Source organism: Candidatus Nitrosopumilus sp., from assembly GCF_029882185.1.
In the GTDB taxonomy this organism is placed as follows: domain Archaea; phylum Thermoproteota; class Nitrososphaeria; order Nitrososphaerales; family Nitrosopumilaceae; genus Nitrosopumilus.
In genome coordinates, this window is sequence record NZ_JAOULD010000016.1 from 1 (window position 1) to 13,737 (window position 13,737).

Below are 13,737 nucleotides of genomic sequence, written 5' to 3' on the forward strand. Positions count from 1 at the left end.
ATGATGGCATTCAAGATAAAATTGATTTGTGTATCAATGAACCAGAAGTGTATAACGGTTATAGAGATACTGACGGCTGTCCAGATGTCGCATTAGATACTTCGTTTAACGATAAAGATGCTGATGGAGTTACAGACAAATTTGATGTTTGTCCAAACCACCCAGAAACATTTAATGGATTTGCAGATAAAGACGGTTGCCCTGACACATTCCCAATTGAAAATCTAAGAATTGATAGTGATGGTGATGGATTATTTGATGTTATTGATTTGTGTCCAAACGACAAAGAATCTTGGAACAAATACTTGGATGGTGACGGTTGTCCAGACATTGTGCCTGAACAATCAAGATACAAGCATGACGCTGACTTGGATGATATTCCTAATGACTATGATCTATGTCCTCTAGAACCTGAAGATTATGACGGAGATGCAGATAGCGATGGCTGCCCTGACAATTAGGAGTGATGCAGTTTGAATAAACAACTTATTTTGGGCTTTTTGCTATTACTTACTTCTACCATTGGAATGTTGCCCGGTAGTATCTATGCAGTTGAAGTAATTGATAATGATGGAGATGGAGTCCCAAATTCTATTGATTTCTGCCCTAATCTTTTAGAGGACTATGATCCGCAATATGGTAACAACATTGACGGTTGCCCTGCAGACTTTGTTCCATGGTATGATGCTGATTATGACGGAATTCAAGATCATATTGATAATTGTCCTACTGTAAAAGAGACTTACAATAGGTTCCAAGATGAAGACGGTTGCCCTGATTTATCTCCTGAAACTGGTAAAATAATCCCTGATACTGATAATGATGGTTACCCAGATTACATGGACTCTTGTCCAAACCAACCCGAAACATTCAATGGAGTTGATGATAAAGACGGTTGCCCTGATGATGTATCTAGTTTAAGAGATACTGATAGAGATGGAATCTCTGATACTTTGGATGAATGTCCATTAGAACCAGAACGATACAATTTTTTCCAAGATAAAGACGGTTGCCCTGATTCAACAGACCAAGTTACTTCATCATATCTCTTTCCAGATACTGATGGTGATGGAATTGATGATAGATGGGATCAGTGTCTAAACGAACCTGAAAATTACAATGATTATCTAGATTGGGATGGGTGCTCAGACGTACCTGTAGCAAAATCAACTACTGTATATTCTGATTTTGATCGTGATGGATATCCGGATATTGTTGATTTGTGTCCAACCGAACCTGAAGAATGGAATGAATATTTAGATGATGACGGTTGTCCTGATAGCGTTGATTTCAAAACAGTAGTTGATTCTGACTTTGATGGTATCTATGATGACTTGGATCAATGCCCATTTACTAAGGAAACTTACAATAAATTCCAAGATGAAGACGGTTGCCCTGATTCTATTGTAACTAAGAAATTTACTTATGACTCTGATGGTGACGGTATTATTGATAATTTAGATTCTTGTCCAAACCAACCAGAAACTTTCAATGGTGTTTTAGACACAGACGGTTGTCCTGACAACTTTGATTCAACACTTGACTCTGACATGGATGGCATTCCAAATATTTCTGATGATTGCCCACTAAAACCTGAAACTTACAATTTTTATTTAGATGAAGACGGCTGTCCAGATACTGCTGATTCTACTATTACACAATACCAATTCCCAGATACTGATGGTGACGGAATTGATGATAGATGGGATCAGTGTCTAAACGAACCTGAAAATTACAATGGTTATCTGGATGATGATGGTTGCTTTGATGTACTTGGCGCTTTTTCTGATGGTTTAATTGATTCTGACTATGATAGTATTCTTGATTCAGTTGATGAGTGTCCATTAGAACGTGAAAATTTTAACAAATTCCAAGATGAAGACGGTTGTCCCGATGAAGTTGAGTATCTGATATCAGGAGATACTGACGGTGATGGAATTTTAAATCAATTTGATGTTTGTCCATATAATAAAGAAACTTACAATTTTTATTTAGATGAAGACGGTTGTCCAGATTCTGTCGTAAACAACAAATCAACTTATGATACTGACGGTGATGGAATTGTAGATAATCTCGATTCTTGTCCAAACCAACCAGAAACATACAACGGATTTGAAGACAAAGACGGTTGTCCAGACAAACAATCATCTAAACTTGATTCTGACTATGACGGCATTCCAGACATTTCTGATACATGTCCCCTGGAACCTGAAACTTACAATTTTTATTTAGATGAAGACGGTTGTCCAGACTCTACAGAGTCAATTACATCATCCTATCTATTTCCAGATGTTGACGGTGATGGAATAGATGATAGATGGGATGCATGCTTGGATGAAAAAGAAAACTATAATGATTACTTGGATAAAGACGGTTGCCCTGATGTCCCTGGATTTTCAAAATTTGCATTGTCTGATCTTGACTATGACGGCATTCCAGACATTTCTGATGCATGTCCAACAATTGGAGAGCGATATAATCAATTCCAAGATGAAGACGGTTGCCCAGATTCAATAGATTATGATTCATTTGGAGACTCTGATTTTGACGGCATAACTGATAACATAGATCAATGCCCTAATGTTAAAGAGACTTACAACAGATATCTTGATGAAGACGGTTGCCCAGATTTGATTCATGATAACAAACTTGCATTTGATTCTGACGGTGACGGAATTTCCGATAATCTAGACTATTGTCCTGGTCAGCCTGAAACATTTAATGGATTTGAAGATGAAGACGGTTGTCCTGACAGATTTACCTTTACACATGACTCTGATCAAGATGGAATTATAGATGTGTTAGATGCATGTCCATTAGATCCTGAAACTTATAATTTCTATCAAGATGAAGACGGTTGCCCTGATTCAACCGGTTCTGTTGTATCATCATATAGTTTCCCAGATACTGACGGTGACGGAATAGACGATAGATGGGATACATGCCTTGATGAACAAGAGAACTTTAATGGTTATTTGGATTGGGATGGTTGTCCTGATGTATTAGCTGCAGCATCTACAACTCCAACAAGAATTGATTCTGATGATGATGGATACTATGATGCAATCGATTCATGCCCAAATAGCCCTGAAACTTGGAATAAATACAATGATCATGACGGTTGTCCTGATACTGCTCCAGAACAACAAAGATTTGTCCATGATGATGATCTAGATGATATCATAAATGATAAAGATCTGTGTCCTCTTGATCCTGAAGATTATGATGGTGACAGAGACACAGACGGCTGCCCTGATAATTAAATAGAATTTTTTACAAAACCCTTTGTATGATAAATATATTCAATCTGTAAAGTTCAGATATGCTTCCAAAATTTTCTAGTAGGGCATTTTTAGCTCCTATGGCAGGAGTAAGTGATCCTGCCCTTCGTTTACAATGTAAAAAAATGGGAGCTGGATTGGTAGTTACAGAATTTACAAATATTCATAGTATCGTTGCAAAAGAAAGTCAACTTAAAGAAAGAATGAAAACTATACAAGAGTTTATTGAATATTCTGATGAAGAACGGCCTCTCTCAATTCAATTATTTGGTTCTGATCTTTCTACTTTAAGAAAAGCAGCAAAGATTGTGGAACCTTTTTTTGATATAATTGATTATAACATGGGATGCCCTGCACCTCATATCACACAACAAATGGCAGGAGGAGCATTGTTACAAGAAGTTAATTTAACACAACAAATTTTTAGAACATTGGTAAATGCTGTAAAAAAACCTGTAACACTAAAAATTCGTTCTGGAGTTACTGATACTAATAAATTCCTTTTTAGAGAAATTGCTGAAATTGCTGAAGATGAAGGAATTCAAATGATTACACTGCATCCAAGAACTGTTAGTCAGGGTTATTCTGGAGCAGCTGATTGGAATATGATAAAGGAACTCAAAGAAATTTCTTCCATTCCGATTGTTGGAAATGGCGATATTACTAGTCCTGAGGATGCTAAACACATGATTGATAATACTAACTGCGATTATGTGATGATTGGAAGAGGAGCTATGGGTAATCCATTTTTATTTGAACAAATTAATGATTATTTGAAAACCAATTCCTACAAAGAATATTCTTTTAAAGATAGATTGGATTCTTTTTTCGATTATCTACATTTAACTAGTAGATATAAAATCAAATTTGCAAATATCAAGGGTCAGGCCATGAGGTTTACTAAAGGTATTGAGGGCGGTTCTAAATTACGTTCTAAAATCACTCTTTCAAAAAATATTGAAGATCTAGAAAAAATTATGAGTGATGCATACATTTCATCTTAGGAGTCTTTTAATTTATTCTAAATTCCTTTACATTTGTTTGTGAAATTATCCTATTTGATGTTGAATTTTTAAGTAAATCGTACTATTCTTATATATTTCAAAAGAGCATTTCTGGTATGAATATAGGAGCTAAATCATAATTGGCAACAGCTTATGTACTCATAAACTGTGAGCTAGGTTCTGAAGAAACAATAATTTCAGAACTAAAATCGATTGAAGGTGTTGTTGAAGTACATGGAACCTTTGGTGCATACGATATTTTGACTAAAGTAGAATCAAGTCAAGTTGAAGCACTAAGAGAAACTATTACTTGGAAGATACGAAAAATTCCAAAAATTAGATCAACACTAACATTGATGGGAATTGAAGGCCAGCAATAGTTTTTCAAAATCCTTTGCTTTTATACTCAAATTGTAATACTATTCTATCCCTTCAAAAATATGTCCCCCAAAGGGATAACAACCCTGAGAGGAGTCGTTAACCTCTCAGCAGATAATATCTTCACAAATTGTATGTTATTTAATAAAAGAAAATGATTAGAGGGCTTCAGGACCACTCTTTTTAGTTGCGATATTCATGACGTTCTCTACATTGGATACTACAATAATTCCATCTCCTCCTTTTCCTGTAAAAGCTGCATTAGCAATTGCTGAGGAAATTTTTTCTACGTCTGAGTCATCTACAACTGTACTTACAATTGCAACATGATTATATTCAGCAGTAATGGTGCCTGTTCCTCTACCAGATCTCATTTCTTGTCTGGCACCTGAACCTCTACCCTTTCCCTCCATGATGGAGAATCCTCCGACAATGCCTGTAATTGCCTCAGTCACTGCACCGATTTTGGTTGCTTGAATAGTTGCATCAATTCGTTTCATTTCCATTCTTTTTTCGTATTGTTTAAAAAAGATCATATGTTTTTATCCAAATTTTATGATACTATATTTTCTAGTTGGTTATGTCATTATCCTCTGACCTTTTTAGTGCCAAAGAAAAATAAAATCATGAAAAGTGACGAAAAAAGGTCTCATAGACTCAATTATCTCTTAAAATATTACTTAACAAATCCTAAAGAAACCGATCTTTATCTGAGAGCAAAACAAATGGGAGTGACAGACTCAACAGCCAAGGACTACATCAGAACTGTCATAATTCAAGCCCAAAAAATCTATTCAAAGTAGCTTTTTGACATATATTCATAAATAATCAATTCGAGAGAAAATTAACATGGCAGATCCGTTATTGGATGATGTAAAAGATCTCTTGGATAAAGATTTTGGAGATGATAGAATTCTGAAGCAGATTTACAGGGCTTGTGAAAATAATGAAGTAATTAGTAATTATGAAAGAAATTATGTAAGAAAATTAGCTGAAAAACATCTGGGAAAAAAACCGGAATTTATTCAAACGCCTCATGTTGAAGAAAAACCCATTCCAGATGTCACATTATCTGAAATAAAACCGCTTCAACAAACTCAATCGTTTCAAACTGTCTCAAAAATTTCTCATTCTAAACCAAAAAATAAAAAAATCATTTTTGGAATAGGTAGTTTCGCTTTAGTAGTGGTTATTGCGCTAACAATAGCTTTTAGTGGTATTGCAGATATTACCACCAAAATTGACACTACAAATAATCTTCCAATTTCACTATCTGTACAAACTGATTTAAAATCATACAACAAAAAAGATCTGATTTCAATTAGTGGCGTATCTGACACAACTGGAAATGTAAATCTTGCAATAGAAAACCAAAACAATGAACTTGTATGGGAAGAACAAGTTTCACTAAAAAGTAATGGGCAATTTTCTACTTTAGCAATAGCTGGAGGCTCTGGATGGGAAAATTCTGGAACTTATACAATCAAAGTAGATAATGGAAAAGAAATAATCTCAAGCACATTCTCATTTACATCTTAATTTATTCAAATTCTTTCCAATGTAAATCAACCAAATCTCGTAATTTTTCTACACTGACTTCATGCATATATTCACGATAAACAATGAATTTGTTTTGTTTTCCTATATCATCTCCATAAATGTCAGTAGTGTTTTTTGGTATTGCACCTGATTTCCACTGACTCATTTCAAAAATCCATATTGTTGAATCTGGATTAGAAAAATCTATATCATCACATCCAACTACATAAAGATAACATTTTGTCGTCATGTTTAATTTCTCATGCAGTTTTTCATATGCAATCATTTGGCCTTTTGCGATGTTAATTTTATCATTATGAAATCCCTTGAATTCTAATATGATAAAACCACCTTTATGTTCAATAAGCCAGTCAATATCCGTTCCTCCTGAGGCTATCATCCCATGTACAATTAAATCTCCTAAGACCTCTCTTCCACGTGTAAACTCTACCTCATCAAAAATTTGATATTTCCCCTTTGCACTTTTTCGAATAATTTGCTTAGATGTTTGTTCTGATTTAACAGGATTTTCTTTTTGATATAATGTATCGATCAAATCACTTGTTTCATTAGGCAATATTTTTTTAATTTTTAACTAAATGATAAGAGAGTTTGTAAAATTTAGTAAAGTTTTGTCATCTTTCTAATCTATCTGCAAAAAAATTCATTTCCAGTTCCTTTATACAACACAAAAAATTCATTCTGATTCTTTCGATCTTTTTTTGCATTTAAAGCATCTTGATACATTTCAAAAAGTTCAATTATATACAATTGGTTTCCTGGTTCTGCAAAATAATCTATTCCAACCAAAGCAAAACCCGTCTCTGGAGTTAATCTGATTTTTTCTTCATCAAAAATATTTTTAGCCAATTTTTGAAACAGTTAATCATTGATCATAAATCATTAGATTTTTTTCTTCTAATAATGCATGTAAATTATGAACAGAACGATAAACATCTGATTCTTTTTTTGCACCCGTACAAACTAATTTTCCTGATGCAAATAATAGTATCACTGTTTTTGGATCCAGCATTCTGTGAATTAGTCCTGGAAATTGCTCTGGCTCATACATACTTCTAGGTAATGTTCTAGCAGCTTTTTCTAAATGAATTTTCCCACCTAAATTAATTGCTGCAACAATATTTTGTACTGTAATGACTGCATCTTTTTTAATTTTGATTTTACCTTTTCTTAATTTCTGAACTACTGTGTTGACAGCTTTTATTGCCATCTCTTCGGATTTAGCTCCAGTGCAAACCATCTTCCCTGTTCTAAAGATAAGTGTGGCAGTTCGAGGATTAGTTAATCTAAATACAAGGCCTGGAAATTGTTCAGGATGATATTCTGTATCTGGAAATTTTTCAGTAATCTCAATCAAATCTATTTTTTGATCTACTGATGCTGATGCGACAACATTTTCTACACTAACAATTGGTTTTGTTTGAGGCATAATGAGGTACTTTAAATATGAGCTTTATATATACTAGTCAAATTTTTTGAGATTTTCAGTTCTTCAATGATGTCCAATCCACTGATAACGATATTCTTCATCTATTATTTCTGAAACTATTTTTTTATTTTTGATCTTTGTTTTTGGAATATCTATTTCAAAAAAACCTAATTGACCTTTCCATGGAATTGGAATTCTTAATGGTTTTGCATTTTTTAACATGAATCCAAAAGTTTTGTTTTGAAATTTTTTTGATGCAAAATGAAATCTTTCATCTGATTTTATTTCTTTTATTGAATCATATTTTTTTACATCATAAAGTTGTGCTTTTCCAATTATTGCACCTGTAACAAATTTCTTTTTGATTTTTAATCTTTTAGCATCTTCTATTCTTATTTTTAATGGAGAATGAATTAAAAATTCTCCACGAAAATTTGTATTCCATCTTCTTAATTCAATAGTTTTTTTCCCAGATATGATTAGATCAGCAAATGGTTGAGAAACAGAAAGACATTTCAAGACACTATTCAGTTGCAGCTTTGATAAATTCCCCTGGGTTTTTACCTCTCCCTTCAGGCAAATTAGTTATTCCGCCATTCAAGCTTTCAGTTACTATGCCTTTGCTAGCAAGTACTTGAGCCGTCATTAATGACGTATTTCCTGCCATGCAAATTAATAGTGATTTACCTTTAGATCCATCTAGATCTTTACTAAGCTCCTCTGGAATTTGCTGTGTTGACAATAATTGATTAATGGTACTTGCCTTTGGAATTGTGATTTTTTCTTTATTTACGCCTAATGATTTTGCAATCATTTCAATTCCTTCTTCTTTTGGAGTATATTGTGTATGTACCCAAATTATTTTATCATAATCTTGAACACTGGATGCTGCATCTTCTAATGAAACTTGAATCCGTTGATTAGATGATGCTGCTTCTAGATTTTTTCTGTATTTCTCTATACCGTCAGCAACTACAACTACAAATTTTCCTTTTTCTCCTTCACTTAGCATTTCTAATATGGAGTACAGAGCAAGTGCTGTACTTTCACCAATATTATGACCTTTATCTACAAAGAATTTTAGTAAATATTTTGCCTGTCCAAAATCAACTTCATGCTCAGCAAAATATGCTTCTGGATTATACAACTTTAATCCCTCTGCTTTAGCTTTTGTTCTAATTCCTGCAACATCTTGACCTGGAGATGGAAATACTACATGTACGGCTTTTTTTCCATATTTTTCATTCATGTACTTGCTTAGTCCTCCAGATGTACCACCTGTTCCAAATGAACAAACTATCCTATAGTCTTCTAACGAATCCCCTTTTTCTTGTAACTGCTGATCAATTTCTACAGCTGTTATTGTTCTATGAGCCTCAATGTTTAATTGATTATCATATTGTTCTGGACAAAAACAATCATAAATCTTTGCAAGCAGTTTTGCTAAATTGATAATGTCTTGTGCTGCCAATAATATTTCAACTTCTAAAATTGAGTTATCATAATTTGTTGGATCAAAACCTAATTCGATTAATTGAGAACGAATGTTTGCTGCAGTTGCTTTTGCAACTAGTGCATCAGCATCACTATCTTTCATTCCTGGAGCAGGACAAATATCCATATCCAAATCCATTATACGAATATTTTCATTTCTTAATTCCTTAAAGACCCCTTCTTGTAATTTTCTTGAAACAAGAGACACGACAGTCAATCCAAGTTTTGACATCTGTCCCAGAGCAATTCCAAAATTTCCTGATGTTGCCTCAATAATTGTTTGCCCACTTTTCAACTTTCCAGTTTTAATTGCATCGTGCATTATGTGAATTGCTGGTCTGATTTTGATTGAACCTGATACTAAATCAGCATCAAATTTTCCATATACTTTCAAGTCCAAGTCTGAAATATCTAATTTGTAAAGCTTTTTTGCACATTCTTTAAGATCACTGGTTAGATCAATTAGTGGTGTTGCATTGACCACTTTGCCGTTTTCTAAATGTGGGATTCTACTCCAAATTTCTCGTTCAAATTTTTCAAGTAATGGTTTATCAAAACTATTTTCTGACATGTCTTTTAACTAGATGGCCTTGATTTTTTACTTCATATAAAATATCCTGATAGTAAAATCAAAAATTTACCCATCTAAAATGCTAATCACCTTGTTTGGAATATCACTTAATCTACTAACCGCCATAGTTTTTTCATAACCCAAAAGCTTTAGATTATTTGCAATTGTTGTTGCCCTTACAGTATTTGGACCTAATCCTAAAGCAACCATGCGAATTCCCAATCCCTTGAATGATTTAGTCATATTTCTTACTGCATCCGGATCTGATGGTTCACCATCAGTCAATGTCAAAAAAATATCTGGTCTTTTTGACTGTAAAATTGGAAATATTTTATCATAGACTTCAGCCAATGGAGTGGAGCCATTGGCAACGATTTGTGCCAATCTTTTTGCAGTAATACGGTTCCATTTGACATTTTCTGGTTTTATTGACCAGCATACCATTGCTCTATTTTCAGTGCTAAATGCATAAACTGCAAATTTTACTCTGAGAAAAGATAATACTTCACAAAGTGCTAAGGTGGCCTTTTTGTACTCAATTGCATCTGATGCAATACTAGAAGAATGATCTAACAGTATCACAATTTTTGTTTTAATTGATTTTTTAATATCTGTAAAAAATGGATCATTTCCTTCAATGTAGTTTTCTCCATCAAACTCATCTCCAGATCTTAGATGTTGTTCTTTCCATCCTGATTTCCATTCTTTAAATTTCATCTTTAATCCGTTAATCAATCTCAAATCATAGATTGCTGTTTCATCAATATTTTTTGTTGATGGAATTTGAATTCCTATTGTTTCTGTGGATAATCCTCTGTTTTCTGTCTTTTTATTTTCATCTAGCAATACTTTGTATTCATCATACACATCATCACCTCTAACTATTGAATCTGGATCTGTGATTTCAAAATCTCCTTCTTTATTTCTTGAAATTATTTTTAGAACTTTTAGTAATTCTTCTTTAGATAATGCCATTCCAGCTTTCATAAATGGCAAAGATACTGGAATTGTTAGAAGAGAATCAATGTCTAATATCTTTATTATTTCTGTGACTTTTTTTTCAATCCAATCAGTGCCTTGTTTATCCTTAATTGCCTTGTTGACAATTTCTTTAGCTAACATTGATGCTTTTTTTATTTTTTCAAAATTGCTTGATTGAATCTCTCCTTTTATTGCACCAAACATAAAATATTGGTAAAATGCCTCTACTATCCTTGCTTTTCCATATACTGTATTTAATTGAGGTCTTGCAACTAACATGTATGTGTAGTTGAAAATAATTTCATCATCCATGCCCTTCCAAACCTTTCTTCCCAACTGTTCAACTCTTTGTGTTTCCATCGCGTTTAGAATAAATCCAAATGCATGATCATTACTGAGAATTTTTTTGCAATATTTTATTCTCATTGCTTCATACCATAATGACGTTCTAAATTGTCGATATTTTTGAAAATCATTACCTATTCTTTTTTCTAAGGGTGTTAAGATTACTTTATTCTCTTTTAGTCTTGTTTTAGTTTCTGTCTTGTCGGAAATTTCTACTATGATATTGTCTTTTTCAGACCATCGTCTAACAAGAAATGTTGCTATTTCAACTAAAGAATCATTTTGAAGTTGAATTGTTTGCATTTAATTTCCAAACATTGACGTTATAATGTCACTGACTTTTTGATATTCTATATTGCCCCATTGTGTGTAGACATTTCCAAAAACAATGTCTGCAACTTCTTTTGGCGACATTCCTTTGTCTAGTAATTTTCCAAAGGCAATGGTTTCTCTTAAGCTGGGTGAATAAAATAGTTCTTCAACTGCAGCAGCTTGCCTTAATGTATTTGCGAGTTTAATTGCTTGAATTATTTCTGATTCATAATTTCCTGAAACATGTTTTTTAATAATTTCTAATTCTATATTTTCTGGAGGATACTCTAATCTGATTCGTACTGGAAATCTGCTGAGTAATTGAGGTGGCAATTCTTTTGTTCCGCTATGTGTCAATGGATTAATTGTTGCAACCACAAACCAACTGTCTTTTGCTTTAATCACTTCCCCTGTTGATTCCTTTAATGCAATTTGGCGTCTATCATCTAACGCTTCATCTAGCCTAAGTAAAACATCTGCTTCTGCCGAATTTATTTCATCGAGGTAAAGCATATCTCCACTTTTCATTGATTTGATCAATATTCCTTCGTCAAAGCTTACTGTTCCATCTGTAAGCGTCTTTGTCCCCACCAGATGGCTTTCTCTAGTTCTGAGACTGAAATTGATAGATTCCAAGTTTACCTTCTTGTTTTTAGCAAAATCTCTAACTAGGGATGTCTTTCCTGTTCCTTTAGGCCCTATAATGAGTACAAAAAGACCTGCTTCATACGCTTTGTCTAAAATATGGTTTGAATTATTCCAATCAAGATATTGCACTTCTTCCAAAGTATGTTTTCATTGATTTACACAATATTTAATATTAGATCTTAGAATCAAATGCTTCTATTTTTGCAAAAGCCTCATCAAGTTTTTGATGTAATGTTTTGTTCCATTCGTCAAATTCTGAAGGATCTTTTGGATAGTTGTTGTAATGATCTACTAACCATTGATTTTGTTTGGATGTATATCTGAGTCCGTCTGCAACTGTTTTGTTCATCGCACCTCTGATAATCATTCCAATTTTTCCTAATCCTGAAAAGTCTGGATGTTCTCCTTTACTAATTGCCTCGACATCCATATTTCCTAAAAAGTGCTTCATACCATAACTAATTTGTTCATTTGACATTTGTTGTACAAGTCTTCTAAAAAGTTCAAGACCTGCGGTTTTGTATCCATATTCTTTGATATAATCTAAATTGTATTGCCATAATCCTGCTTCAGAAACATCGTTTGCTTCTAATGCTTGTGCAATGTTATTTCCTAGTATTGTACCTGCAATCAAAGCTGGTCCAATTCCTCCAGCGTCAATTGGTTTTGGCATCCATGCGGAATCTCCGACCATCATATATCCGCCAGACACCATGCAATCGTTTTGTCTTCTAACTGAAACTTGAAAGACTCCTGAATTATTGTTGATATCCTCTGGGTCTTCAGATAACTTTGCATTTTTTATTGCGACATTTCTATGAAGATATTCTTTCATGAGTGATTCTACATTGTCTTTTTTACCTAATCTCTTGTTTCTTTTATCTAAAAGAGATTTTTCAATTCCCAAACCTATGTTTACTTTGGTTTCCCCTTTTGGAAATACCCATCCATAACCACCTGGGGCAATGTCTTGATCTAAATGTATTATACAATAATCTGGATCAAATTCTGAAAGATCTTTTTGGCCTGGTTCAAAATGCATGATGTATCTTCCAGTTGACTCTAAATCTCGTCTATCTATTCTCTTTTCAACTTTGGTAGAGTTTTGCAATCCATTTCTAAGCATGGATGTAACTCCTGTAGCATCAATTACAATTTTTGATGTTTTCTTAAATGGTTGCTTTGTTTTGTTATCTATTCCTTGAATTCCAACTGCTTGCTGTCCTTCATAAATCAGGCCTGTAAGATTAATTTCAAATTTAAACTCAATTCCCATTTTTCTACATCTTTCATTTTGAATCTCTGGTAGTTTTTGACGATTTAACATGTAACCTGCACCATCAAATGGAATTGCAGTTTCTTTGTCTGGTGAGAATGCCATGACTCCTTTTACATCATGTTCGATTTCAGGTCTAGTCCATTCTACTTTGATTCTTTTTGACATGAAATCAACTGCTTCTTTGGAGCATGCATCCCCACATACCCATCCAGCTAGTGATTTTCGACCTGGCAAAAATTCTGTATTTCTATCAACAACTAGAATTTTCAGATTTTGCTTTGAATAATGAGAAATAGATTGTGCCGTAATTGTACCTGCAAGACCGCCTCCTGCAACTATCACATCATAATCTGACACGATATTCCGGTTTGTCTATCCGTATTTAAAATAATACCATAAAATATACTGTAAAAATCCATTATCAAAACCATGATCGATAAAAGGGGTCGGTTCGT

Annotated in this window: 14 protein-coding genes; 5 read left to right on the forward strand and 9 right to left on the reverse strand. The window is 33.6% G+C overall.

The features are described from left to right. From OEW78_RS05980 to OEW78_RS05995, 4 genes are all read left to right on the forward strand, one after another. A partial coding sequence (locus OEW78_RS05980; protein WP_300325547.1) for a thrombospondin type 3 repeat-containing protein occupies nt 1-461 on the forward strand: 461 nt, incomplete at its 5' end. Nucleotides 462-473: 12 nt separating this feature from the next. Next, nucleotides 474-3,263 (forward strand): thrombospondin type 3 repeat-containing protein, encoded by a 2,790-nt coding sequence (locus tag OEW78_RS05985; protein WP_300325550.1) that lies wholly within the window; start codon nt 474-476, stop codon nt 3,261-3,263. Nucleotides 3,264-3,322: 59 nt separating this feature from the next. Further along, entirely contained in the window at nt 3,323-4,285 is a 963-nt protein-coding gene (gene dusB, locus OEW78_RS05990) for a tRNA dihydrouridine synthase DusB (protein WP_300325553.1), read from the forward strand. Between the two features lie 140 nt (nt 4,286-4,425). Then, on the forward strand, nt 4,426-4,665 hold the full coding sequence (locus OEW78_RS05995) for an Lrp/AsnC ligand binding domain-containing protein (RefSeq protein ID WP_300325556.1): 240 nt from the start codon (nt 4,426-4,428) through the stop codon (nt 4,663-4,665). Nucleotides 4,666-4,821: 156 nt separating this feature from the next. On the opposite strand, the gene OEW78_RS06000 is transcribed toward OEW78_RS05995, so the two are convergent. Beyond that, entirely contained in the window at nt 4,822-5,169 is a 348-nt protein-coding gene (locus OEW78_RS06000; RefSeq protein WP_300325621.1) for a P-II family nitrogen regulator, read from the reverse strand. Nucleotides 5,170-5,512: 343 nt separating this feature from the next. Between OEW78_RS06000 and OEW78_RS06005 the strand changes: the two genes are divergently transcribed. Further along, nucleotides 5,513-6,202 carry a hypothetical protein gene (locus OEW78_RS06005; RefSeq protein ID WP_300325561.1) on the forward strand — a complete coding sequence of 230 codons (690 nt, stop codon included), beginning with the start codon at nt 5,513-5,515 and terminating at the stop codon, nt 6,200-6,202. Between the two features lies 1 nt (nt 6,203). Here the strand turns inward: OEW78_RS06005 and OEW78_RS06010 are convergent, their stop codons facing one another. From OEW78_RS06010 to OEW78_RS06045, 8 genes are all read right to left on the reverse strand, one after another. Continuing rightward, entirely contained in the window at nt 6,204-6,779 is a 576-nt protein-coding gene (locus OEW78_RS06010; protein WP_300325564.1) for a hypothetical protein, read from the reverse strand. A gap of 71 nt (nt 6,780-6,850) precedes the next feature. Further along, nucleotides 6,851-7,072, reverse strand: a complete 222-nt coding sequence (locus OEW78_RS06015) for a hypothetical protein (RefSeq protein ID WP_300325568.1) — start codon at nt 7,070-7,072, stop codon at nt 6,851-6,853. Between the two features lie 16 nt (nt 7,073-7,088). Continuing rightward, a complete protein-coding gene (locus OEW78_RS06020; RefSeq protein WP_300325570.1) occupies nt 7,089-7,652 on the reverse strand; it encodes a TATA-box-binding protein in 564 nt (187 codons plus the stop codon). Nucleotides 7,653-7,715: 63 nt separating this feature from the next. Continuing rightward, nucleotides 7,716-8,171, reverse strand: coding sequence for an ASCH domain-containing protein (locus OEW78_RS06025; protein WP_300325572.1), 456 nt, complete (start codon nt 8,169-8,171; stop codon nt 7,716-7,718). A 4-nt stretch (nt 8,172-8,175) separates the two neighbouring features. After that, entirely contained in the window at nt 8,176-9,717 is a 1,542-nt protein-coding gene (locus OEW78_RS06030) for a pyridoxal-phosphate dependent enzyme (protein ID WP_300325575.1), read from the reverse strand. A 66-nt stretch (nt 9,718-9,783) separates the two neighbouring features. After that, the gene (locus OEW78_RS06035) at nt 9,784-11,346 is read right to left on the reverse strand and encodes a VWA domain-containing protein (protein ID WP_300325577.1); all 1,563 of its coding nucleotides are present in this window, start codon (nt 11,344-11,346) and stop codon (nt 9,784-9,786) included. Next, nucleotides 11,347-12,132, reverse strand: a complete 786-nt coding sequence (locus tag OEW78_RS06040; RefSeq protein WP_300325623.1) for a MoxR family ATPase — start codon at nt 12,130-12,132, stop codon at nt 11,347-11,349. Nucleotides 12,133-12,175: 43 nt separating this feature from the next. Beyond that, nucleotides 12,176-13,639, reverse strand: coding sequence for an NAD(P)/FAD-dependent oxidoreductase (locus tag OEW78_RS06045; protein ID WP_300325579.1), 1,464 nt, complete (start codon nt 13,637-13,639; stop codon nt 12,176-12,178). Nucleotides 13,640-13,737 lie beyond the last annotated feature (98 nt).

Excerpts from the sequence above, each read along its gene's own strand:
- OEW78_RS06035 (WP_300325577.1), bottom strand. The coding sequence starts at position 11,346 with ATGCAAACAATTCAACTTCAAAATGATTCTTTAGTTGAAATAGCAACA.
- OEW78_RS06030 (WP_300325575.1), bottom strand. The coding sequence starts at position 9,717 with ATGTCAGAAAATAGTTTTGATAAACCATTACTTGAAAAATTTGAACGA.
- OEW78_RS06020 (WP_300325570.1), bottom strand. The coding sequence starts at position 7,652 with ATGCCTCAAACAAAACCAATTGTTAGTGTAGAAAATGTTGTCGCATCA.
- OEW78_RS06005 (WP_300325561.1), top strand. The coding sequence starts at position 5,513 with ATGGCAGATCCGTTATTGGATGATGTAAAAGATCTCTTGGATAAAGAT.
- dusB (WP_300325553.1), top strand. The coding sequence starts at position 3,323 with ATGCTTCCAAAATTTTCTAGTAGGGCATTTTTAGCTCCTATGGCAGGA.
- OEW78_RS06000 (WP_300325621.1), bottom strand. The coding sequence starts at position 5,169 with ATGGAAATGAAACGAATTGATGCAACTATTCAAGCAACCAAAATCGGT.